Raw genomic sequence first — 22,673 nt, forward strand, 5'->3', positions numbered from 1 at the left:
CGGCCGACATCAAGAACCACGATGCCAGTGCTACGGCGTCAATGATGTCGCGCCTCGGTGGGCCCATCGCACCGGACCTCCGCGACATGGCACCAGCTAACTCCCTAGTGACGGCGATCCGCTCCGGGCCGTAGCGTTCCCACAGATACTGATCATTTCAAGCTCGGATAGGAACGGGGAGGGTCCATGCGGGTGCCAAGGGCCGTGGCAAAGTTCAATAATCGAGTCACCAACCCAACGGCTCGGTCGATCACGCCGTGGCTTCCAGGTCAAGGAACACTCGAACATGTCGGACGCAAGTCAGGCAAGCGTTATCGAACGCCGCTGTTGGTTTTTCCCATCCGCGACGGCTTCGTCGTTCTCGTCGGGTACGGGCTGAAATCGGACTGGCTGAAGAATGTTTTCGCTGCTGGACAGGCGGTGCTTCACAAGCGCGGCAAGAGTATCGCGCTCGCTGATCCGCGCCTCGTCAGCAAGGCTGAGGCGGCAGCCCTCGTTACCGGCGCCTCTCGCGTGTTCTACCGCCTGTTTCCGTACAACGAAGCGGCGCTGGTGTTGACCGAAGTCAACGCCACGCAGTGACGAGGGCAGCAGAACGGGTTCAGGCGGTAGGCAATTAGAGTTCGAGACCGTACCCATTGCGTTTGCGGTGACGACGCTGGTAGGTGGTGGCGGTGATGCGTGGTAGGCGATGTCACTTGCGGGGGGCTGGGCCTCGCGCCGGCGCCAAGCCTGCAACTGAGGGCAGGAGCTGCTGGGGGGCTGCGTATTTGATGCCCAGGCGCATCTCGCGGATGCCTGCGCCGGCTTCGTGGAGTTGGTGGGCTGCGATGGTGACAACGGGGTAGATGGCGAGATGTTTGCGTCGCGGCCGCGGGTCAGGCCGACGTAGGCCAGAGCGCGACTGGCTTGATCGGACCGAACGGTCCAGAACACCCCTGCTGACTCGCTGCGTAGCGCCGAAGCGTTCCCTTGCGACCGTTAGCTTTGCGGAGGTCGCCACAGTGTTTCCCGATAGGCACGAAAATGGCCCCCAGGCTGCTGCCTGAGGACCATTCACGTTGGTAGCGGGGACAGGATTCGAACCTGCGACCTCTGGGTTATGAGCCCAGCGAGCTACCGAGCTGCTCCACCCCGCGTCGGTAAACGCAAGGTTACCCAACGTCGGGGAGCCCACCAAATCGCCTGGCAGGCTCGGCGAACCCTAGACTCCGGTGAAGTTCGGCGGGCGTTTCTCCAGGAAGGCGCGCGGGCCCTCCTGGGCGTCGTGCGAGCCCATCACCTCTATCCCCAACTCCAATTCCCGAGGAAACGCGTCGGCTTCGGCCTTGGTCAGGTTCTCGACCACCGACGCCTTGATGTTGCGCACCGCCAGAGGGCCGTTGGCGGCCAACCTCTCGGCCAGTTCGCGGGCCCGCACCAGCGCACCGCCGCTCGGGGTCACGTGCCCGACCAACCCCACTTCATAAGCCCGTCGACCGGTGATCGGGTCGCCGACGATCAACATGTCCATGGCGACCGTGTACGGGATCTGACGCGGCAGCCGCACCGTCGACGCGCTCATCGGGAACAGTCCGCGCTGCACCTCACTGACCGCGAGCTGCGCGTCCTCGGCAGCGACCCGAATGTCGAACGCCTGCAGGATCTCCATGCCGCCCGCGTAGCAGTAGCCTTCCACCGCGGCGACAATGGGCTTCTTGACGTAGTGGTCCTTCAGAAAACCCTTATAGATCAACGAAAAGTCCTGCCGCACACGCTCTTCGTACTCATTCTGAGCCGGTTCACCGGACAGCAGCGCACCGACTAAACGGTCGAGATCGGCACCGGCAGAGAAGTTTCCGCCCGCCCCCGTCATGATGGCGACTCTGAGTTCCGGGTCGCTGTCGAGCAGATCCCAGGCATCGGCCAAGCGACACAACATCTCCGGGTTGAAGGCGTTGCGCTTCTCGAGACGGTTGAGAGTGAGCGTCAATACGTGGCCGTCACGTTCGACGAGGACCGCAGGTTCGGGCATGGTCGCCTTCTTCTTATTGAGTGTTACGTGTCGCGCCGAGTGTATGGCCGACGCGAAGGATGCTTGAGACCGCGGCGAGCGTCCCCATAATGCCGCAGAAAGTGGCCGTTCAGCGCACATATGAGGGCGCTCGCGGCGGGCACGACGCTCGCGGAGCGGAGCGGAGCGGAGCGGGGCGGAGCGGGGCGGAGCGGGGCGGGCGGGCGGCGGCGAGCAGGGCGGGGCACGACGCCCGCGGAGCGGTGCGCGCGGGTCGGGCGACCCGCCTCCCTACTTCGTGCTGTTGAACTTGGTGATGGCTTCGTCGAGCCGCTGCAGCGCCGACCCGTACGCAGCGAAGTCACCCTTCTTCTGCGCATCCCGGGCCGCTCCGATCGCAGCCTGAATCTCTTGCAGCACAGCGGCTTTGGCCGGAGACAAGGTGCTCGCACCATCGGGGGGTGACGGGATCGCGGCCGTCGGCGGCGGCGCGCCCGGTCCGGACGCCGGCGGTGGCGTGCCTGGCGAGTTGGGCGGCAAGCCCGCATCGGTGGGCTGAATTCCGGTCGCCGCGGCACCCGCACCCGGCCCGAACAACCCGGTGAGCGCGTCGCCGACCGTCGGCCCGTAACCGATCTTGTCGTTGTACATCATCGCCACCCGGATCAACCGCGGATACGACGACGCGGCGTCGCTGGCCCCCGGCGATGCATAGACCGGTTCGACGTAGAGCAGACCGTTCTCCCCCACCGGCAACGTGAGCAGATTGCCCCACTTGATGCGGTTCTGGTTGTCGCGCCCGATCACCCCGAGGTCCTGGGACACCGCCGGGTCGGTGGTGATGGCGTTGTTGGCCAGCTTCGGTCCGTTGACGTTGCCCGGAATCGTGAGCACCGTGAGCTTGCCGTACGTCGCGGGGTCCGAACTGGCGCTGATGTAGGCGGCCAGGAAGTCCTGTTTGAACCTGTTCATTGCGCTGGTCAACTGATATGACGGCGAATTGTCGTTCTTGGCAAGGTTTTTGGCGACGATGTAGTACGGCGGCTGATAGCTGCTGGCGGTCGGGTTGGGGTCCAGTGGCACGTCCCAGAAGTCCGAGGTGGAGAAGAACGTCACCGGGTCGTTGACGTGATACTTGGCCAGCAGCATGCGCTGCACCTTGAACAGGTCCTCGGGGTACCGCAGATGATCGGCCAGTTCGGCGGAGATCTCACTCTTGGCCTTCACGGTGCCCGGGAACACCCGCATCCAAGCCTTGAGCACCGGATCGTTCTCGTCCTGCTGGTAAAGCGAGACGGTTCCGTCGTAGGCGTCCACGGTTGCCTTGACGGAATTACGGATGTAGGAGACCCGCTTGTCGGGGGCCAGCCGGTTGAACGCCACCTCGGCCGAGTCCGCCGTCGCCGACGACAACGACGTGAGTTCGGAGTACGGATAGTTGTCCAGGGTGGTGTATCCGTCGATGATCCACACCAGCCGCTTGTTGACGATGGCCGGGTAGACCGCGCTGTCGGTGGTCAGCCACGGCGCCACCGCCTCCACCCGCTGCGCCGGGTCGCGGTTGAACAGGATCCGGCTGTTGGAGCCGATCACGTTGGAGAACAAGAAGTTTCGCTCGGCGAACTTCGCCGCGAACACCGACCGGGTCAGCCAGCTGCCGATCGGTACCCCACCACCGCCGGTGTAGGTGTAGTTCTTGGTTTCGTTGCTGGTCTCGTAGTCGTACTCGCGGTCCGCCCCGGTCTTACCGACGATCGCGTAGTCGGCGGTCGCGCTGGCGATGACCGGTCCGAAGTAGACCCGGGGCTGGTCCAGCGGGGCCGGACCGTCGGACACGATGCTGCCGTTGGCGCCGACGACGTTGACCAGGAACTGCGGGTAGCCGCCGTTCTGGTTCGGGTCGTTGGCGATGCCGCGCACGGTGTTGGCCGGTGACGCGATGAACCCGTTGCCGTGGGTGTACACCGTATGCCGGTTGATCCAGTCGCGCTGGTTGTCGATCAACCGGTCCGGGTTCAGTTCGCGGGCGGCGACGACGAAGTCGCGCAGCGCACCGGTGCGGTCCTTGTAGCGGTCGATGGACAGCTGCTCGGGGAAGAAGTAGAAGTTCTTGCCGCGTTGGAACTGGGTGAACGCCGGGCTGACGATCGTGGGATCGAGCAACCGGATGTTGGAGGTGGTGGCGCGGTCGGCCGCGACCTGTTGCGCGGTCGCCTGACTGTCGCCGGTGTAGTTGCGGTAAGTCACCACATCTGACGTGAGACCGTACGCCTGCCGGGTCGCCGCGATACTTCGGCTGATGTATTCGCTTTCCTTCTGCGCGGCATTGGGTTTGACGCTGATCTGCTCGACGATCAGCGGCCACCCGGCACCCACGATGAGCGAGGACAGCAACAGCAGCACCAAGCCGATGGCCGGAATCCGCAAGTCGCGCAGCGTAATCGCGGAGAAGACCGCGGCCGCACAGATCAGCGCGATCGCCATCAGGATTAGTTTCGCCGGCAGTACGGCGTTGATATCGGTGTAACCGGCGCCGGTGAACGGCTTGCCGCCGCGGGTGTGCGACAGCAACTCGTACCGGTCCAGCCAGTAGGCCACCGCTTTGAGCACGACCAGGACACCGACCAGGGTGACCAACTGGATCCGTGCCGAGCGGCTCAGCACCCCCGCGCGCCCCGACAGCCGGATGCCGCCGAACAGGTAATGCGCGACCACATTGGCCAGCAGCGCCAGGAAGACCGCGACGAACAGGTAGCTGAGTACCAACCGGTAGAACGGCAGCTCGAATGCGTAGAACCCGAGGTCCTTGCCGAACTGCGGATCGGTGATGCCGAAGTCGCCGCCGTGCAGAAACAGCTGCACCCGCACCCAGTAACTCTGCGCCACCATGCCGGCCAGCACGCCGAACGACGCCGGGACACCGATGCCCACCGACCGCAGCCGGCTCATCACCACCGCGCGGTACCGCGCCACCGGGTCGTTTTCGTTGCTCGGGACGAACACCGGGCGGGTGCGGTAAGCCGTCGCCAGACCGGCGAACACGATGCCGCCGACCAGCAGCCCGGCCACCAGGAACACCACGATGCGCGTGACCAGCACGGTGGTGAACACCGATCGGAAGCCGAGTTCGCCGAACCACAGCCAGTCCACGTAGGCGTCGATCAGGCGCGGGCCGGCCAGCAGCAACACGATCACCGCGAGTGCGATCAGGATCAGAATCCGGCTACGCCGAGTCAGCTTCGGCATCCTTGCGGCGGGCCGCATTCCCACTGGCTACGCTCCCTGCTCTAGTTTCCCGACGGTCACAACTGTACGCATCGCGCCGACCGGCCCGGCCTGCCCGCGGGGCTAGCAACTCGGGGTGGCCGCCCCCGCCTTCATCGCGCGCAGCGCGTCGACTGCCGAGCTCAGCGTTTCGACCTTCACCAGCCGCAACCCGGACGGGATCTCGGAGACCGCTTCGACGCAATTCTTCGCCGGCACCAGGAAGACGGTGGCGCCGGCCGCGCGGGCGGCCGCCATCTTGTGCGTGATGCCCCCAATCGGCCCGACCTTGCCGTCGACGCTGATGGTTCCCGTGCCCGCCACGAACGTCGAACCGGCCAGGTCGTCGGTGGTGAGTTTGTCGACGACAGCCAGGCTGAACATCAGCCCGGCCGACGGGCCGCCGATATTGGCCAGGTTGAAGTTCACGCTGAACGACGCCCACGGCGCGTCCACCACGCCGACCCCCATGAACCCGTAGTCGCGGTCCTTATTGCTGCCCAGGGTGATCTCCGCGACGCCGGGTGGCTCGTTCTTGCGCCGGAAGTCGATGGTGACCACCTGGCCCGGCTTGGTGTTCTTCAACAGCGCCGTGAACTGCTCGACCGTGGCCACCGGCGTGCGGTCGACGGCATCGAGGGCGTCGCCCGGCTTGAGCTTGCCCGCGGACGGCCCGTCCCCGGTGACCGTGGCCACCGTCACCGCCTCGGGGTACTTCAGATACCCCAGGGCGGCGTACTCGGCGCTGTCCTCGGAGTTCTTGAAGTCGGCGTTGTTGGCTTTGTCGACCTCGTCGCGCGACTTTCCCGGCGGGTAGACCAGATCGCGCGGAACCAGCTGTTCCTGACCCGAGATCCACAGCGTGATGGCTTCACCCAGGGTCAGGTCGTCGCGCTGGGACACCGTCGTCATGTTGAGGTGACCGGTCGTGGGGTGGGTCTGGGTCCCCTCGATCTGGACCACCTGCTTGCCGTCGACCTCCCCCAGGGTGTCGAAGGTGGGTCCCGGGCCCAGTGACACAAACGGAACCGTCACCACCGCCAGCAGCACGCCGAACACCACAATCGGCACCAGCGCGACCATCAACGTCAAAATCCGCCTGTTCACGCAGAACACACTAATCGGCGCCGTCCACGACCGATTCAGCTGCGAGCGTGACGGCGCACCGCGCTTTCTGTTTCCCCGGTGGGTACCGTTGACCCCATGGCTGACCTGCCCTTCGGCTTCTCCTCGGGAGACGACCCCGAGCACGAGAAGCGCGGGAAGAACGATCCCAACTCCGGATCGGGCGCGAACCCGTTCGGTTTGGGCGGCGACTTCGACATGGCCAACCTCGGCCAGCTGTTCACCCGGCTGGGTGAGATGTTCGGCGGTGTCGGCAGCGCGATGGCGTCGGGGGCATCGGGAAAGGACAGCGGCCCGGTCAACTACGACCTGGCCCGCCAGGTGGCGTCCGGTTCGCTCGGGTTCGTCGCTCCCATTCCGGCCACCACCAATTCGGCGATCTCCGACGCGGTGCACCTGGCCGAGACGTGGCTGAACGGCGCCACGGCACTGCCGGCCGGCACCACCAGGGCCACGGGCTGGAGCCCCACCGATTGGGTCGACAACACCCTGCACACCTGGAAACGGCTGTGTGACCCGATGGCGCAACAGATTTCGTCGGTGTGGGTGTCCTCGCTGCCGGAGGAAGCCAAGGGTATGGCGGGGCCACTGCTGCAGGTCATGTCGCAGATGGGCGGCATCGCATTCGGCTCTCAGCTCGGCCAAGCCCTGGGCCGGCTGTCCAAGGAGGTGCTGACCTCCACCGACATCGGTCTACCGTTGGGGCCCAAAGGAATTGCCGCGATCATGCCCGACGCGGTGGAGGCCTTCGCCGCCGGGCTCGAGCAGCCGCGCAGCGAGATCATGACGTTTCTGGCCGCCCGCGAGGCCGCCCATCACCGGTTGTTCAGTCACGTGCCCTGGTTGTCCAGCCAGCTGCTGGGCGCCGTCGAGGCCTACGCCCAGGGCATGCAGATCGATATGAGCGGAATCGAGGAGCTGGCCCGCGACTTCAACCCGGCGTCGCTGGCCGACCCGGCCGCCATGGAACAGCTGTTGAGCCAGGGGGTGTTCGAGCCCAAGGCCACCCCGGCGCAGACTCAGGCGCTGGAACGGCTGGAGACGCTGCTCGCGTTGATCGAGGGATGGGTGCAGACGGTGGTGACCGCCGCCGTCGGTGACCGCCTGCCCGGCGAAGCTGCGCTGAGCGAGACGTTGCGCCGACGCCGGGCCAGCAGCGGACCCGCCGAACAGACGTTCGCCACGCTGGTCGGGCTGGAACTGCGCCCGCGCAAACTGCGCGAGGCCGGGGCGTTGTGGGAGCGCCTGACGCAGGCTGCGGGCATGGATGCGCGCGACGCGGTCTGGCAACACCCTGACCTACTGCCCGGCGCGGATGACCTGGACGACCCGGCGGCCTTCATCGACGCGGTGATCGGCGGCGACACCAGCGGGATCGACAAGGCGCTTTCCGACCTGCAGGCCAAGCTCGACGACGACGGCCACGACACCGGTCCTGTGGATAACTGAGTACGACGGTCCCCGCCGGCGTGGCAGCGTGACACGTCATGGCGCGGCCCGCACCTTGCTTGTACTGCCTGGACCCGGCCATGCCGGTGCTGCTGCGACCCGACGGCGCGGTCCAGGTGGGCTGGGATCCGCGCCGGGCCGTGCTGGTCCGCCCGCCCGGTGAATTGACCGCGACGAAACTGGCCGCCGTGTTGCGGTCCATGCGGTCACCGACGCCGATGACCGAGCTGCAGCGCCAGGCCGACGGCGAGGACCTGACCGACCTGGTCACCCAGCTGGTCAACCACGGGGTCGCGACCCGAGGTTCGCGACCCACCGCCGCCCGCGCGGCGTCGATCAGGGTGCACGGACGGGGTCCGCTGTCTGACCTACTGGTGCCGGCCCTGCGCAGCTCGGGGGTCCGGATCGGGCACAGCAGCCAACCGCACGCGACGGTGTCCAGCACCGTCGACCTGGTGGTGTTGGCCGATTATTTGGTTGCCGATCCGCGGATCCTGCGCGATCTGCACAGCACGGGTGTCCCACACCTGGCGGTACGGGTACGCGACGGCACCGGGCTGGTCGGACCGCTCGTCATCCCGGGCGTCACCAGCTGCTTGAGCTGCGCGGACTTGCACCGCCGCGACCGCGACGCGGCGTGGCCCGCCATCGCCGCGCAACTGCGCGACACCGTCGGCGTCGCGGACCGGGCCACCCTGCTGGCGACCGCGGCGCTGGCGCTCGGCCAGGTGAACCAGGTCATCGCTGCGGTCCGCGGCCAGCGGCCCGCTCCCCCGTCGGCCCTGAACGCGACGCTGGAATTCGACCTGAACAGCAGCGCCATCGTCGCGCGCCAGTGGACCCGGCACCCGCTGTGCCAGTGTTAGCCCAACCGGCCCTGCTCGGGGACGTTCGTCGAGATCGACGCGTAGGCCCGGGCCAGGGAGTCCAGCACGTCTTCGGTCAGGGTCCGCTCATTGCGGTGCTTGTCCAGGGTTTCGATGATGGCCCGGAACAAGGCGTCGGCGGCGTCGTGCTGGGTTTGTTTGGCTGACATACGGTCGGTCCACCCTCCGGGACAGGGAATCTGGGGAAGTGTTCGAGTGCGACCCGAAGAGACTACATATCGCTGACGAACCACCGCTGACTGTGCGGAATCGATGCAACGGATGCCCTGGCCGTGATGGATGATGGTGGAGTGTCAGAAATCAAGCGTGGCCGTGCGGCCCGCAATGCAAAACTCGCCAGCCTGCCGGTCGGCATGGCCGGCCGGGCCGCTCTGGGCTTCGGCAAGCGGTTAACCGGCAAGTCGCGGGACGAAGTCAACGCCGAGCTGATGGAAAAGGCGGCGAACCAGCTGTTCACCGTGCTCGGCGAGCTCAAGGGCGGCGCGATGAAAGTCGGCCAGGCGCTGTCGGTGATGGAAGCCGCCATCCCCGAGCAGTTCGGTGAGCCCTACCGCGAAGCGCTGACCAAACTGCAGAAAGACGCCCCCCCGTTGCCGGCCGCCAAGGTGCACCGGGTCCTCGACGCCCAGCTCGGCACCAAGTGGCGCGAACGTTTCCGTGAATTCAACGACACCCCGGTGGCGTCGGCCAGCATCGGCCAGGTGCACAAGGCGATCTGGAACGACGGTCGCGAAGTCGCCGTCAAGATCCAGTACCCGGGTGCCGACGAAGCCCTGCGCGCCGACCTCAAGACCATGCAGCGGCTGGTCGGCGTGTTCAAACAACTCGCCCCCGGCGCCGACGTCCAGGGCGTGGTGGACGAGTTGATCGAACGCACCGAGATGGAACTGGACTACCGCCTGGAAGCCGACAATCAGCGGGCCTTCGCCAAGGCCTACGAGGGTCACCCGCACTTCCTGGTGCCGCATGTGGTGGCCAGCGCGCCGAAGGTGGTGATCCAGGAGTGGATCGACGGCCTGCACATGGCCGAGATCATCCGGCACGGCACCACCGAGCAACGCGACCTGATCGGCGTCCGGCTGCTCGAACTCACCTTCGACGCGCCACGCCGGTTGGAGATGCTGCACGGCGATGCCCACCCCGGCAACTTCATGCTGCTGCCCGACGGGCGTCTGGGCGTCATCGACTTCGGTGCGGTGGCACCGCTGCCGGGCGGCTATCCCATCGAACTCGGGATGACCATCCGGCTGGCCCGCGACAAGAACTACGACCTGCTGCTGCCCACCATGGAGAAGGTCGGGTTCATCCAGCGGGGCCAGGACGTGTCGGTCCGCGAGATCGACGAGATGCTGCGCCAGTACGTCGAACCCATCGAGGTCGAGGTCTTCCACTACACCCGTAAGTGGCTGCAGCGGATGACGGTCAGCCAGTTCGACCGGTCCGTCGCGCAGATCAAGACGGCACGGCAGATGGACCTGCCGCCCAAGCTGGCGATCCCGATGCGGGTGATCGCGTCGGTGGCCGCGATCCTGTGTCAGCTGGACGCCCGGGTGCCGATCAAGGCGCTCTCGGAGGAGCTGATCCCGGGCTTCAGCGAACCGGACGCGGTACCCGTCTGAGTTGACGTTGCCTACGCGGCCTGCTTGCGCGGACGTCCGCGCGGGCGCTTGCGGCTGACGATCGAGCCCCGCTCGAATATCTCGCCGCCCCACACCCCCCACGGTTCGGCCCGGTCGAGTGCGGCGGTCAGGCACTGCCGCCGGACTGGGCAGTCCGTGCACAGCGTCTTGGCGCGCTCGAGGTCCGCCGGTGTCTCGGCGAACCACAGGTCGGGATCGCCGCCGTGACACGGCAGCGTCTGTCTGGGGACTGTCAGAGCCGACATGTCCTGTTCACCTGCTTCCTGGTCGGTTTGGCTGTCTTCTCGGCGATCCGGGCCAGGTCGGGAATCGGGCTTCCCGAAAGCTATGGCCACGGATCCTGGTGACTTCGGGTCCGTGGCCATTTGGCGAAACTGGGCTTGCTACGTCGTTATATGCAGCCCCAATCCATGGACGCTTCAGTCGCGGCGGCGACGCGGTGCTTACCCGCGGCCGCCGCAGCGGCGGCGGCAATGGTGCTCGAGAGCATGCGGGCAGCCACGCCTACGCCGGACGCAGTTACGTCGATCGTGTTGAACATCGCGGGCCACCCTCCTTCCAGGTTGCTCTGCGAACCAGCCTTCGATACCGGCCGGCAGAATGCGTTTCGAGGGTAATGCGTCCCAGCCTGTTGCGACAACCGATTTTCTGACCTGCGGGTTTACCGGTCAGCGCGGGTGCCGGACCATTTCGAGCAGATCCGGCCCGTACTGCGCGAGTTTGGTGGCGCCGATGCCGGGGATGGCGATCAGGCCCTCGTCGTCGGTCGGCAGCATCTCGGCGATCGCGACCAGGGTGTTGTCGCTGAAAACCATGAACGGGGCGATCTTGTGTTCCTTGGCCCGGTCCGAGCGCCACGCCTTGAGTTTGAGCAGCAGGTCTTCGTCCACGTCACCGGCGCAGGTGGTGCAGCGCCGCAGCATGATGGCCGCCGGCGTGGTGAGGTCCTTGTTGCAGATCCGGCAGCGCGACGGGCCGCGGTTGCGCCGCGACCTGGCCGGCGCCGGATCGCCGCGCAGCTCAGGCGCGATGCCGTTGAGGAACCGCGACGGCTTACGCGTCTGACGTCCGCCCTGGGTCCGCGACAGCGCCCAGCTCAACGCCAAATGCACACGTGCCCTTGTGATTCCGACGTAGAACAGACGGCGCTCTTCTTCGACCGGCTCGCTGTCGGGGCCGCGCGCCAGCGCGTGCGAGATGGGCAGCGTGCCGTCGGCCAGCCCGACCAGGAACACCGCATCCCACTCCAGGCCCTTCGCGGCGTGCAGCGACGCCAGCGTGACACCTTGCACCACCGGTGGGTGCCGGGCGTCCGCACGCTTGCGCAGCTCGGCCACCAACTCCGGCAGCTGCAGCTCCGGACGCAGGGCGACTTCGTCGTCGACCAACTCGGCCAGCGCGGTGAGGGCCTCCCAGCGTTCGCGGGCTTTGGTACCGGCGGGCTCGCCGGCCGTCAATCCCAGCGGCTCGAGGACGGCGCGGACCAATTCGGGCAGCGGACCATCGGCACCGCGTTCGGCGCTGCGGTGCAGGGCCAGCAGCGCCTGCTTGATTTCCTGACGGTTGAAGAACCCCTCACCCCCGCGGACCTGATAGGCGATACCGGCTTCGGTCAGCGCTTCCTCATACACCTCAGACTGCGCGTTGACCCGGTACAGAATCGCGATTTCGCTTGGCGCGGTGCCGGATTCGATGAGGCCCGCGATCTTGGCGGCCACCGCGGCAGCCTCGGTGGCCTCGTCGGGGTGTTCCCGGAAGGACGGCGCCGGACCCGGTGGGCGCTGGCCGATCAGCTGCAGTCGGCTGCCCGCGACGCGGCCCCGGGCGGCGGCGATGACCTGGTTGGCCAGCGACACCACCTGCGGGGTGGACCGGTAGTCGCGTTCCAGCCGCACCACGGTGGCACCCGGGAATCGGCGGGAGAAGTCCAGCAGGAAGCGCGGTGAGGCGCCGGTGAACGAGTAGATGGTCTGGTTGGCGTCGCCGACCACGGTCAGATCGTCCCGGTCGCCCAGCCACGCCGAGAGCACCCGTTGCTGCAGCGGCGTGACGTCCTGATATTCGTCGACGACGAAGCAGCGATAACGGTCCCGGAATTCGCCGGCCACCGCGGCGTCGTTTTCGATCGCCGCGGCGGTGTGCAGCAGCAGGTCGTCGAAGTCGAGCAACGTGACGTCCTCGTCGCGAACCTTGAGCGCCTCATAGGCGGTGTAGACGGCCGCGACCTGCTCGGCGTCCAGCGGGGTGTCGCGGCCGGCGGCGGCCACCGCACCCGGGTATTCCTCGGGGCCGATCAATGACGCCTTGGCCCACTCGATCTCGCCGGCCAGGTCGCGCACGTCGTCGGTGCTGACGTTGAGCCGGGACCGGCTGGCCGCACGGGCCACCACGGCGAATTTGGTATCCAGCAACTCCCAGCGGGTGTTGCTGACCACCCGCGGCCAGAAATAGCGCAACTGGCGACGCGCCGCAGCGTGGAAAGTCAGTGCCTGCACCGAGCCGACACCGGCACCCAGCTGGGCGGCGGCATCCAGCGAGCGCAGCCGGGACCGCATCTCACCGGCCGCGCGCTGGGTGAACGTCACCGCCAGCACCTGGCCGGGGGCGACATGCCCGTCGGCGACGAGGTGAGCGATGCGGTGGGTGATCGTGCGCGTCTTGCCGGTTCCGGCACCGGCCAGCACACAGACCGGCCCGCGCGCGGCCAGCACCGCTTCGCGCTGCTCGTCGTCCAGGCCCGCGGTCAACGGGTCGGTCACCACAGACATGGCGTCCATCTTCGCAGCGCGGGCCGACAAACCTGGCGTGTCGCGGTTTTCGGCGGGGCCACGCTCGGAACGGTTCATCGCTTCGTTACGTTAACGAGTCATGACCAACGCTGCGCTCACCGTCTATTCGACCACCTGGTGTGGGTACTGCTTCCGGCTGAAGACCGCGCTCAAGGCCCAGGGCATCCCCTACGACGAGGTGGACATCGAACGCGACGCGGCAGCAGCGGAATTCGTCAGTTCCGTCAACGGCGGCAACCGCACGGTTCCCACGGTGAAGTTCGCCGACGGGTCCACCCTGACCAACCCGAGTGCGGGTGAGGTCAAGGCGAAGCTGGCCGCCGGCTAGACACAGCGGTTTCCGGCGTCGTTGATGCGCAGGCCCGGTAGTACCGGGCTTTACGATGAGGACCATGGCGTCAGCGCTGCTCCAACGAGCGGTTCTGGCCGTGTGTTGCGCGATGACCCTGGTCGCCGGATGCTCCGACAGCAACACCTCGGCCACGCCGACTTCCGCCGCGACCGGAGCCGACGCGTTGATCGTGAGCATCGACGACGTGCGGCGCATCGCCAATTACGAGGAACTGACCGCCCATGCGCACGCCGATCTTCGGCATCCGCCGGTCGGCGACGTCAATGCCCCGGGGCCGTGCCGGGCAGCCGGAACCAGTGACCTGACGTTCGCCGGCGGCTGGACGGAATTCCGTAGTGCCGGCTACAGCGGGGTCACCGATGACATCGACCCGGGCGGGCTGGCCATGGTCGACTCGGTCAATCAGGCCGTCGCGATCTATCCGGACGCGCATGCCGCGCGCAGCGCACTGGACCAGCTGCACGCCTCGCTGAACGCGTGCGTGGCCCTGCACGACCCGAAATACGACTTCAAGCTGGACAAACCGGACACATCGTCACTTTGGATCACCGACAACGGGTGGAGCCATCAGTACCGGGTCAAGAACGCGGTGTTGATGTCGGTCGGCGTGCTGGGCATCGAGCCCGCCGAACGGATCGCGTCCGCCATCCTGGACAACATCACCGATCGCATCACATAGCGGCCCACGATTCGATGATCACCCGGGCAATCGAAATCGACCCGGGCAGCAGCAGTTTGGAGTCCGACGCACTGGTCCAGTCGCCGGCGTCGAGCGCCGCGCGCACCTCGTCGCGGGTGAACCAGGCCGCCTCGGCGATCTCGCCGTCGTTGAAGGAGAACGGCTCGTCGGCGTCGGCCAGCGCGTGGAACCCGACCATCAGGGAGCGGGGAAACGGCCACGGTTGGCTGCCGAGGTAGCGGACGTCGCGGACGGTGAGCCCGATCTCCTCCCGGATCTCCCGCGCTACACACACTTCGAACGACTCGCCGGCCTCGACGAAACCGGCCAGCAGCGAGAACATGCGTGGCGGCCAGTTCGCCTGGCGGGCCAGGACGGCCCGGTCGCCGCCGTCGTGCACCAGACAGATGACCGCGGGGTCGACCCGGGGGAACTCCTCGTGCCCGGTGAGCGGATTGACCCGCGACCACCCGGCCCGGGCCGGCTTGGTGGGCGTGCCGTCCAGCGGGCTGAAGCGGGCGCTGTCATGCCAGTTCAGCAATGCCAGTGCGGCGGAGACCAGTTGACTGCTGGTGTCATCGATGATGCGACCGAGCCTGCGTAGGTCGAGCACTTCGACGTCGTCGGGGGCGTCATCGGGCGGCTCAAGTGCGGCGCGGATGGCCCAGACGTGGCGGCCGCCCTCGACGCGGCCCAGGAAGACCGCCTCAGCGGGTGGTTTCTCGCCGAGTGCGGCGGCAGCGCCCAACACCACTTTGCCGTCGGCGGCCAACACCTGGTTGCGGTTGTCGACCCGAAGCAGGGCGGCCTCGGCCCACCCCGCCGTTGCCGCGTCGATGTCGGTGCGCAGCTGGTCGGCGCGGTCGGCACCGATGCGGGATAACAGCGGGACGTCGCGCAGCTGGAAATCGAGGGGCATCAATGCCCCCCGTGGCGGATGTACAGCAACCGGTCGCTGGCCTCGACCGCGTCGACCTCGGGTGCGTCGATGCGCAGCAACCTTCCGTCCCGGACCACGCCGAGCACGATGTCGCGCAGGTGCCGCGGCGAGCCGCCGACCTCGGCCTGCTCCACCTCGCGTTCGGCGATCGCCAATCCGCCTTCCGGGGTCAGCAGGTCTTCGATCATCTGTACGACGCTGGGGGTGGTGGTAGCCAGGCCGAGCAACCGGCCGGCGGTCTCGGAGGACACCACCACCGAATCCGCTCCGGACTGCTGCAGCAGGTGCTGGTTTTCGGTCTCCCGGATGGACGCCACGATCTTGGCTTTCGGCGAGAGCTCGCGCGCCGTCAACGTCACCAGGACCGCGGTGTCGTCGCGGCTGGTGGCCACCACGATCGAGGCCGCGTGCTGGGTGCCGGCCAGCCGCAGCACGTCGGATTTGGTGGCGTCGCCGTGCACGGTCACCAGGCCGGCGGACGCGGCGCGGTCCAGGGCGGTGCGGTCGGTGTCGACGACGACGATTTCGCCGGGTGCCACGTCGTCGCCGAGCATCGCTGCGATCGCGGTCTTGCCCTTGGTCCCGTATCCGATGACGACGGTGTGGTTGCGCACTCTGCTCCTCCAACGCTGGATTTTGAATGCCTGCCGCGACGTTTCGGTGACGACCTCGAGCGTGGTGCCGACCAACAGGATCAGGAACGCGATGCGAAGCGGCGTGATGATCAGCACGTTCGCCGCGCGCGCGAACTCCGAGATCGGCGTGATGTCGCCGTATCCGGTCGTCGACAGTGTCACCGCCGAGTAGTAGAGGCAGTCCAGGAAGGTCAGGCGATCGCCCTGCACGTCGTGGTAGCCGTCGCGGTCGAGGTAGACAGTCGTTGCGCCGACGAACAATGCCGCCAGGGCGATGGCGATGCGGCGGGAGATGATGCGGGCAGGGCTGGATCGACCCTGCGGAATACGCAGTACACCGACCAGGGCGTAACTGGGCTGGGCGGTCAACCTTTCGTCGAGACGCCTCAGCCGCCGCCAGCTACCTTTCGCCACGGAAACCCGTACTGGTCCCAGCGCACGTCACCCGCACGTCCATCATGAAACCACGATCAGGGGCTGCGGGGGCGACTGGAGTCGGTCAGCAGAACCGCCAGTTCGTCGGCGCCGGGTTGCTCGTCCGGGACGACGGTGGTTCCGCTGCGCACGTAGTGGAATGCGGTACGTACCGACTCTTGCGGACAACCGTGCAGGGCCGCCCACGCCATCCGGTAGACGGCGAGCTGGACGGCGGCCTGGCGTTTGGCTTCCGGGCCGCGCGGTGGTTCCCCGGTCTTCCAGTCCACCACGGTGGTGCCGCCGTCGTCGTCGGCGAACACCGCGTCGATGCGGCCGCGGACCACGGTGTCGGCGATCGGCATCTCGAAGGGCACCTCGATCGCGATCGGGGTGCGGGCCGCCCATGGTGACGCGGCGAACGCGGTCTGCAGGGCGGCCAGCTCGGCGGGTTCGCCGACGTCGGAATCAGCAGCCCCCGGCAGATCTCCGAGGTCGAACAGCAGCTCGGTACCGTAGAAACGCTGCACCCAGGCGTGAAATGCGTTGCCCAACAATGCATGCCGGTCAGGGCGGGTGGGCAGCCGGTGAATCAGCCGCAGCACGGCGCCATCGGGGTCGCGCGCGAGTTCCACCAGTCCGCTGACCGAGACCTGGTTCGGCAGCCGATGGCTGGGGGGTTGTGCGGCGCGGGCCCGCTCGGCCAGCAGTGCATCGACGTCGGCGGCCCAGCCCTCAGCATCGGCCGGTCCGGTCTCGAGGTTCCCGGCGGAGATGGCGGCGGACACCAGTGCCGCGCCGCGTTCGACGTCACTGCGGCGCGAAGCCAGCGGGTCGACCGGCCATACTGCCTCGATAACGTTGTCCCGCAACGGGTTTCGCTCCCCGTCCGCGGGCGCGGGCGACCACTGTTCGACCGTGCCGCAGGGTTGGCCGTGCTGGGCGGAACGATCGATGATCTCCCTGACCTCGCAGAGGAATTCCGAAGGCCCCCGAGGCTTGATTCCCGTGGCACCCCACTGGTGACCGGACACCAACAGAGTGTCTTCGGCCCGGGTGACAGCGACATACAGCAGGCGGCGCTCCTCGTCGATGCGTCGCTGGTCGAGTGCGGCGCGATGCTCGGCGATCTTGTCCGACAACTGCTTTCGATTGGTCACCGCCGATGTGTCCAGTACCGGGATGCCGAGTGCGCCGGCTCGGGAGCGGTCACCGCGCAACAGCGGCGGCAGCTCACCGGGGTCGGTGAGCCAGCTGCTGCGCGACGCGGTCGACGGGAAGGTGCCGCCCGACAGGTGTGCCACCGCCACCAGCTGCCATTCCAGGCCCTTCGCGGCGTGCACGGTGAGCACTTGGACCCGGTCGCGGGTGACGGCGGGTTGAGCCGGCGCCAAACCGTTCTCTACCTCGCCGGCCACGTCGAGGTAGGCCAGCAGGCCGGCGACCGACGCGGTGTTCGAGTTGCCGGTGCGCTCGGCGTAGCCGGCGACCTCGTCGGCGAAGGCGTCCAGGTGCTCGGTGCCCGACCACGGCAGAGCGGCCCGGGCACGAACCTCACAGTCGAGCCCCAATACCCGGCGCACCTCGGCGACCAGATCGGGCAGGGAGTATCCGAGGTGGCCGCGTAGCCCGGTCAGCTCGCCGGCGAGGGCGTTGATGCGCTCGTAGCCGGCCGGGGAGTAACCGGTGGCCGGACCCGGATCGCAGATGGCGTCGGCCAGGCAGGGCGAGTCGGCAGCTGAGCCGGCCGTCATCGCGATGGCTTCGGCGCAGGCAGGTTCGGTCGCATTCACCGGTGCGGTGGGCGCGTCGCCCAACTCCTGCGCCCTGCGCCACAGCGCGGCGATATCCCGTCCGCCCAGACGCCAGCGCGGACCGGACAGCACCCGCATGGCGGCCGCGCCGGCGGTCGGGTCGGCGACCAGGCGCAGCATGGCCACCAGGTCGGCGACCTCAGGGACCGACAGCAGACCGGCCAGGCCGACGACCTCGGTCGGGATTCCGCGAACGCGCAGCGCGTCGGCGATCGGGGCGGCGTCGGCGTTGCGGCGGACCAGCACCGCCGCGGTGGGTGGTGCGCTGCCGTCGTCGCGGGCCTGCCGGTACCGCTGCGCTATGTGGTCGGCGATCCAGTCGCGCTCGGTTTGCAGGTCGGCAAGCAGGGCACAGCGGACAGTTCCGGGCGGGGCATCCGGGCGCGGGCGCAGTGGCCGTACCGCGACCGACCGGCGTCTGGCCTCGGCCGATATGGCGTTGGCCAGATGCAGCGTGCTGGGCGGGTTGCGCCAGCTGGTGCGCAGTTCCAGGGTCGGCGCCGGCGACCCGTCGGCGAGCGGGAAGTCGGTGGTGAACCGCGGCAGGTTGGTCGCCGAGGCGCCGCGCCACCCGTAGATCGACTGGATCGGGTCGCCGACCGCCGTGAGCGCCAGTCCGTCATCACAGCCGCCACCGAACAGTGACGACAGCGCGATGCGTTGGGAATGGCCGGTGTCCTGGTACTCGTCCAGCAACACCACCCGGTAGCGGCTGCGCAACTCCTGACCCACCTGCGGGAACTCGGCCGCCAGCTGCGCAGCGGAGGCCATCTGCATGCCGAAGTCCATGACCTTGTCGGCCCGCAGGCGGTCCTGGAGCGCGTCCAGCAGCGGTACCAGCTCGGCGCGGTCGGTCTGCGTGGCCAGCATCCGCAGCAACGACTGGTTGGGGCCGCTGTCCCGCTGGCGCGGACCGGGCGGCAGCGTGTGCACCAGCCGCTCCAGCTCCATGTGGGTATCACGGAGCTGACCGGTGTCGACGAGGTGTTCGGCGAGCTGACCCCACAGCCGCAAGACCAGGGAGGTGACCGCGGCCGGCGTCTTCTCCGTGTGCAGTTCGCCGCGGTATCGGTTGACCACGTCGAACGCCAGCTGCCACATCTCGGTTTCGGTGAGCAACCGGGTGTCGGGTTCGATCGGCAGCAACAGCCCGTATTCGCGCAACAGCGAACCGGCGAACGCGTGGTACGTGCTGACCGTCGGGGTGGCTGCGGGTTGGGGCGTTTGCCCCGAGTCGGCGTTGAGGCTCGACAGGCGGGCCAGCCGGGTCCGGACGCGGCGCAGCAGCTGACCGGCAGCCTTGCGGGTGAACGTCAGGCCGAGCACCTGGCCGGGTTCGGCATACCCGTTGGCGACCAGCCACACCACGCGGGCAGCCATGGTCTCGGTCTTGCCGGCGCCGGCGCCGGCGATCACCACCAGCGGCCCCGGCGGTGCCGCGATCACTGCGGCCTGCTCGTCGGTGGGTGGTAAAACGCCCAGCGCACCAGCTAATTCGGCGGGGCTGTAGCGCGGAGTCACTGCGCCGGCCCGTCGGCGTGTGCGGGGCAGGAGGGTCGGACCGGGCAATGCGAACAGCCGTCGTTGCGCCGGGCGACGAAATGCGGCCCGACCGTCGCTTCGGCGGCGCGGCCGATCAGGTCGCGCCAGTTCTCCCGAGCCTGCGGCGTCAGCGGATCCTGCTCGCGTTGAGTGGCGCCCGAGGCCCCGGTCTTGCCGGGATAGACCAACCGGGCGCCGCCGGGCTCGTCGCCGTCGGACATCATGCCTTCGGCCACGGCCAGCTGATACATCGCCAACTGCGCGTGCTGCTGCGCATCGTCTTTGCTGACCGGCGACTTGCCGGTCTTGACGTCGACGATCACCAGCCGACCGGCGGCGTCACGCTCGAGCCGGTCGATGCGGCCGCGCAGTCGGATCTCGCGGCCCCCACCGTGCTCCTTGTCGAGCATCCCGTCGACACCGACCTCGACACCGACCTCGGTCAGCTCGCCGCGTGTTTGCGCACGCCACTGCACGAACGCCTGGATCATGGCGCGGTGGCGGGCCAGCTCGTTGGCCGAATGCCAGGGCGCCTCGAACGGAAGGTGTTGCCAGACGCGGTCCAGCTCCGCCAGCAGCTGCGACTCGGTGCGGCCGGACTCGGCGACCAGCGCATGCATCACCGAGCCGACAGTGGAGCGCAGCTCCCGCGGGTTGGTCCCGCCGTGCCGCTCAACCAGCCAGCGCAGCGGACAGTCGTTGAGCGTCTGCAGGGTCGACGGCGTCAACGTCACGGTGTCGTCGGGTTTGGACAGCGGCGCGTCGGTGCTGACCGTGGTTAGACCGTGCCAGTCCGCCGGATTCGCGCCCGGCACGCCAGCTTTGGCCAGGCGCGCCAATTGGGTTGCCGCGCAGGCCCGTGCGGTCTCGTCGACCGTGCCGTCGGGTGCACACACCACTGCCCGCAACCGGCCCACCACCGCGGGCGTCGACAGCACGCGCGGCGCCGAAACAGGTTGCGGCTCCTCGACTTCACCGTGCGCCCACTGAGCGGCCTCGAAAAAGAACGGTGACGGCAATGCGGCTTCGTGTCCACCGCCGTCGGCGCTGTCCACGGCGGTCAGCACCAGGCGACGCCGCGCCCGGCCCATCGCGGCCACCAGCAGCCGGCGCTCCTCGGCCAGCAGCGGCGCCCGTACCGACGCATGGTCACCCACCCCGTCGAGTTCATCGAGCAGTCGCTGGGTGGCCAACACGCCACCCCGCGGAATCATGTTGGGCCACAATCCGTCCTGCAGTCCGGCTATCACCACCAGGTCCCATTCGTGACCCAGGGCGGCGTGCGCGCTGAGCACCTTGACCTGTTCGGACGGCGACGTGAGGTCGGCGGTGGATTGCGGCAGCTGCAACGCCGCGACATGCTCGACGAGTCCGCGCAGCGACGCCCCCGACGTGCGGGACACGAAGTCGTCGGTGATGTCGAATAGCGCCGTCACCGCTGCGAGGTCCCGCGCGGCCTGCTCCCCCGCCGGCCCACCGCGCTCGATTGCCGTCAGCCAGCGCCGCTGCAGACCCGACCGGTGCCAGGCCGCCCACAGCGTGTAGCGCGGATCCTGGCCGTTGCGGTGGCAATCGACTGCCGCGTCCAGCACGGCGCGCACTCGCCGCAGCGCAGCGGCTTGCGCTCCGGGAGCGGGTGGTTTGTCCCCGGTGAGCGTCTGCACCAACAGATCGGCGAACGTGCCGTCCTGCCTGCGCTGCAACGTCCTGCGCAACTGGCGAAGCGAGACGGGGTCGACCCGGCCGATCGGTCCGGTGAGCAGTGCCAGCGCGTCGTCGCCGTCGAGTCCGTCGGCGGCGGCGAGAAGGACGGTGAGCAGCGCGCGCACCGCGGGTTTCTCAGCCAGCGGCCCGCCTGTCGCGGGGATCGCGACCGGAACACCGGCGGCGGCCAGCGCTCGAGGCAACCGCCCGCCGGCGCGTGGCACCGACCGGACGATCACCGCCATCTGCGACCACGGCACACCGTCGACGAGGTGCGCACGTCGCAGGGTATCGGCGATCAGCGCGCCTTCGGCGTGCGCCGAAGCGGCCAAGCGGACGCTCACTCCACCGAAGCGCCCATCGTCCCCGGTGCCGTCGATGCGCCGGCCGGGGCAAGCACCGGGCAACCGACTCGCGATGCCGCTCACCGCGCGGGCGACGCCCGGCGCGCACCGATGTGAGGCGCTCAGCGTCACCGCTGGGTGGTCACCGCCCAGCAGCAGCCCCGGATCACCGCCCCGGAACCCGAACACCGCCTGGTTCGGGTCACCCGCGATCAGCGCGACATCGGCACCGACAGCCAACGCGCGCACCAGCTGCGCGGCCTGCGGATCGAGTTGCTGGGCATCGTCGACCAGAAGCACTCGGAGCCGGGCACGTTCAGCGGCCAGCAGCTCAGGATCGACCGCAAACGCCTCCAGTGCCGCCCCGACCAGTTCGGCGGCGGCCAGTGCAGGTGCGGTGGCCTGCGGGGCGGCCGTCCCGACCGCCGCGCGCAACAACATCACCTGCTCGTACTGCCGGGCGAATCGACCGGCCGCGACCCACTCCGGCCGGCCGCAGGAGCGACCCAACCGTTCGAGCTCGAGTGGCTCGACCCCGCGTTCAGCGCAGCGCGCCAGCAGGTTTCGCAGTTCGTTGGCGAATCCCGCGGTGGGCAGCGCGGGCAGCAGATGAGCGGGCCAGGACGCGCCGTCCTGGAGGTCACCGGCCAGCAGTTCGCGGACGATAGCGTCCTGCTCGGCGCCGGTCAGCAACCGCGGCGGTGGCCCGCCGCTACGTTCGGCCGCCCGCCGCAGCACGGAGTAGGCGTAGCTGTGCACGGTGCGTACCAACGGCTCGCCCACGACGGGCCGACCGTGGCTCGAGCGCAGCAAGGCGGTGGTCACCGCGCTGCGTTCCCGCGTGCCGAGCCGGCCCGAACCGGTAAGCAGCAGAACAGCTTCCGGATCTACGCCTGCGGAGATCCGGGTGACGGCCGCCTCAACCAGCAGGCAGCTCTTGCCGGTTCCGGGGCCACCCAGCACGCGCACCAGGCCGCGCCAATCCGGGTGCACCAGTTGCTGCGCCCCGCCCCAGCTGTATGACATACCGGCATGCAACCACGCAGGTCCGACAAGTAGCGCTGACCAGCCCGGATGCCGGGATGAGACCGCCTGGCATCAT

At 68.3% G+C, this 22,673-nt stretch carries 16 protein-coding genes and 1 tRNA gene; 6 read left to right on the forward strand and 11 right to left on the reverse strand.

Annotated features, from left to right (window positions below; all coding sequences use genetic code 11):
- Positions 1 to 186: 186 nt before the first annotated feature.
- Positions 187 to 582, forward strand: a complete 396-nt coding sequence (locus AC5Y6Y_RS19640) for a nitroreductase family deazaflavin-dependent oxidoreductase (RefSeq protein ID WP_473139213.1) — start codon at positions 187 to 189, stop codon at positions 580 to 582.
- Between the two features lie 480 nt (positions 583 to 1,062).
- On the opposite strand, the gene AC5Y6Y_RS19645 is transcribed toward AC5Y6Y_RS19640, so the two are convergent.
- The 4 genes from AC5Y6Y_RS19645 to AC5Y6Y_RS19660 form a co-directional block, all read right to left on the reverse strand.
- Positions 1,063 to 1,139 (reverse strand) — tRNA-Met (locus tag AC5Y6Y_RS19645).
- A gap of 65 nt (positions 1,140 to 1,204) precedes the next feature.
- Positions 1,205 to 2,014 (reverse strand): enoyl-CoA hydratase-related protein, encoded by an 810-nt coding sequence (locus AC5Y6Y_RS19650; RefSeq protein ID WP_499917798.1) that lies wholly within the window; start codon positions 2,012 to 2,014, stop codon positions 1,205 to 1,207.
- A gap of 270 nt (positions 2,015 to 2,284) precedes the next feature.
- On the reverse strand, positions 2,285 to 5,263 hold the full coding sequence (locus AC5Y6Y_RS19655) for a UPF0182 family protein (RefSeq protein WP_473139215.1): 2,979 nt from the start codon (positions 5,261 to 5,263) through the stop codon (positions 2,285 to 2,287).
- Positions 5,264 to 5,341: 78 nt separating this feature from the next.
- Entirely contained in the window at positions 5,342 to 6,364 is a 1,023-nt protein-coding gene (locus tag AC5Y6Y_RS19660; RefSeq protein WP_463828214.1) for a YlbL family protein, read from the reverse strand.
- Positions 6,365 to 6,460: 96 nt separating this feature from the next.
- Here AC5Y6Y_RS19660 and AC5Y6Y_RS19665 point away from each other — a divergent pair, with 96 nt between their 5' ends.
- Together AC5Y6Y_RS19665 and AC5Y6Y_RS19670 are read left to right on the forward strand one after the other, a co-directional pair.
- Positions 6,461 to 7,831, forward strand: a complete 1,371-nt coding sequence (locus AC5Y6Y_RS19665; protein ID WP_473139216.1) for a zinc-dependent metalloprotease — start codon at positions 6,461 to 6,463, stop codon at positions 7,829 to 7,831.
- Positions 7,832 to 7,869: 38 nt separating this feature from the next.
- Entirely contained in the window at positions 7,870 to 8,697 is an 828-nt protein-coding gene (locus AC5Y6Y_RS19670) for a cyclodehydratase (protein ID WP_463828216.1), read from the forward strand.
- On the opposite strand, the gene AC5Y6Y_RS19675 is transcribed toward AC5Y6Y_RS19670, so the two are convergent.
- Entirely contained in the window at positions 8,694 to 8,867 is a 174-nt protein-coding gene (locus AC5Y6Y_RS19675) for a hypothetical protein (protein WP_463828217.1), read from the reverse strand. The two genes, AC5Y6Y_RS19670 and AC5Y6Y_RS19675, sit on opposite strands and share 4 nt — an antisense overlap.
- Positions 8,868 to 8,993: 126 nt before the next feature.
- On the opposite strand from AC5Y6Y_RS19675, the gene AC5Y6Y_RS19680 reads away from it, so the two are divergent.
- Positions 8,994 to 10,337 carry a macrolide-binding ATPase MABP-1 gene (locus AC5Y6Y_RS19680; protein ID WP_463828218.1) on the forward strand — a complete coding sequence of 448 codons (1,344 nt, stop codon included), beginning with the start codon at positions 8,994 to 8,996 and terminating at the stop codon, positions 10,335 to 10,337.
- Positions 10,338 to 10,348: 11 nt separating this feature from the next.
- Here AC5Y6Y_RS19680 and AC5Y6Y_RS19685 read toward each other — a convergent pair whose 3' ends face one another.
- Positions 10,349 to 10,603 carry a WhiB family transcriptional regulator gene (locus AC5Y6Y_RS19685; protein WP_463828219.1) on the reverse strand — a complete coding sequence of 85 codons (255 nt, stop codon included), beginning with the start codon at positions 10,601 to 10,603 and terminating at the stop codon, positions 10,349 to 10,351.
- 423 nt (positions 10,604 to 11,026) lie between these two features.
- Positions 11,027 to 13,126: an ATP-dependent DNA helicase UvrD2 gene (locus AC5Y6Y_RS19690; protein ID WP_473139217.1), complete on the reverse strand. Its 2,100-nt coding sequence runs from the start codon at positions 13,124 to 13,126 to the stop codon at positions 11,027 to 11,029.
- 100 nt (positions 13,127 to 13,226) lie between these two features.
- Between AC5Y6Y_RS19690 and mrx1 the strand changes: the two genes are divergently transcribed.
- Both mrx1 and AC5Y6Y_RS19700 read left to right on the forward strand, forming a co-directional pair.
- Positions 13,227 to 13,475, forward strand: coding sequence for a mycoredoxin Mrx1 (mrx1, locus tag AC5Y6Y_RS19695; protein WP_463828222.1), 249 nt, complete (start codon positions 13,227 to 13,229; stop codon positions 13,473 to 13,475).
- A gap of 64 nt (positions 13,476 to 13,539) precedes the next feature.
- Positions 13,540 to 14,178, forward strand: a complete 639-nt coding sequence (locus tag AC5Y6Y_RS19700; RefSeq protein ID WP_473139218.1) for a sensor domain-containing protein — start codon at positions 13,540 to 13,542, stop codon at positions 14,176 to 14,178.
- On the opposite strand, the gene nudC is transcribed toward AC5Y6Y_RS19700, so the two are convergent.
- From nudC to AC5Y6Y_RS19720, 4 genes are read right to left on the reverse strand one after another with little or no spacing between them, the layout of a single operon-like run.
- A complete protein-coding gene (gene nudC / locus AC5Y6Y_RS19705) occupies positions 14,171 to 15,097 on the reverse strand; it encodes an NAD(+) diphosphatase (protein ID WP_473139219.1) in 927 nt (308 codons plus the stop codon). The genes AC5Y6Y_RS19700 and nudC overlap by 8 nt on opposite strands.
- Positions 15,097 to 16,167, reverse strand: coding sequence for a potassium channel family protein (locus tag AC5Y6Y_RS19710; protein WP_463828225.1), 1,071 nt, complete (start codon positions 16,165 to 16,167; stop codon positions 15,097 to 15,099). The genes nudC and AC5Y6Y_RS19710 overlap by 1 nt, the downstream gene beginning before the upstream one ends.
- A 56-nt stretch (positions 16,168 to 16,223) precedes the next feature.
- On the reverse strand, positions 16,224 to 19,532 hold the full coding sequence (locus tag AC5Y6Y_RS19715) for an ATP-dependent helicase (protein WP_473139286.1): 3,309 nt from the start codon (positions 19,530 to 19,532) through the stop codon (positions 16,224 to 16,226).
- Positions 19,499 to 22,597 carry an ATP-dependent helicase gene (locus tag AC5Y6Y_RS19720; protein ID WP_473139220.1) on the reverse strand — a complete coding sequence of 1,033 codons (3,099 nt, stop codon included), beginning with the start codon at positions 22,595 to 22,597 and terminating at the stop codon, positions 19,499 to 19,501. The genes AC5Y6Y_RS19715 and AC5Y6Y_RS19720 overlap by 34 nt, the downstream gene beginning before the upstream one ends.
- Positions 22,598 to 22,673: the final 76 nt, after the last annotated feature.

The organism is Mycobacterium sp. NGS24, from assembly GCF_059813065.1.

Excerpts from the sequence above, each read along its gene's own strand:
- AC5Y6Y_RS19650 (WP_499917798.1), bottom strand. The coding sequence starts at position 2,014 with ATGCCCGAACCTGCGGTCCTCGTCGAACGTGACGGCCACGTATTGACG.
- AC5Y6Y_RS19700 (WP_473139218.1), top strand. The coding sequence starts at position 13,540 with ATGGCGTCAGCGCTGCTCCAACGAGCGGTTCTGGCCGTGTGTTGCGCG.
- nudC (WP_473139219.1), bottom strand. The coding sequence starts at position 15,097 with ATGCCCCTCGATTTCCAGCTGCGCGACGTCCCGCTGTTATCCCGCATC.
- AC5Y6Y_RS19680 (WP_463828218.1), top strand. The coding sequence starts at position 8,994 with ATGGATGATGGTGGAGTGTCAGAAATCAAGCGTGGCCGTGCGGCCCGC.
- AC5Y6Y_RS19670 (WP_463828216.1), top strand. The coding sequence starts at position 7,870 with ATGGCGCGGCCCGCACCTTGCTTGTACTGCCTGGACCCGGCCATGCCG.
- AC5Y6Y_RS19685 (WP_463828219.1), bottom strand. The coding sequence starts at position 10,603 with ATGTCGGCTCTGACAGTCCCCAGACAGACGCTGCCGTGTCACGGCGGC.
- AC5Y6Y_RS19690 (WP_473139217.1), bottom strand. The coding sequence starts at position 13,126 with ATGTCTGTGGTGACCGACCCGTTGACCGCGGGCCTGGACGACGAGCAG.
- AC5Y6Y_RS19675 (WP_463828217.1), bottom strand. The coding sequence starts at position 8,867 with ATGTCAGCCAAACAAACCCAGCACGACGCCGCCGACGCCTTGTTCCGG.
- mrx1 (WP_463828222.1), top strand. The coding sequence starts at position 13,227 with ATGACCAACGCTGCGCTCACCGTCTATTCGACCACCTGGTGTGGGTAC.
- AC5Y6Y_RS19640 (WP_473139213.1), top strand. The coding sequence starts at position 187 with ATGCGGGTGCCAAGGGCCGTGGCAAAGTTCAATAATCGAGTCACCAAC.
- AC5Y6Y_RS19720 (WP_473139220.1), bottom strand. The coding sequence starts at position 22,597 with ATGTCATACAGCTGGGGCGGGGCGCAGCAACTGGTGCACCCGGATTGG.
- AC5Y6Y_RS19665 (WP_473139216.1), top strand. The coding sequence starts at position 6,461 with ATGGCTGACCTGCCCTTCGGCTTCTCCTCGGGAGACGACCCCGAGCAC.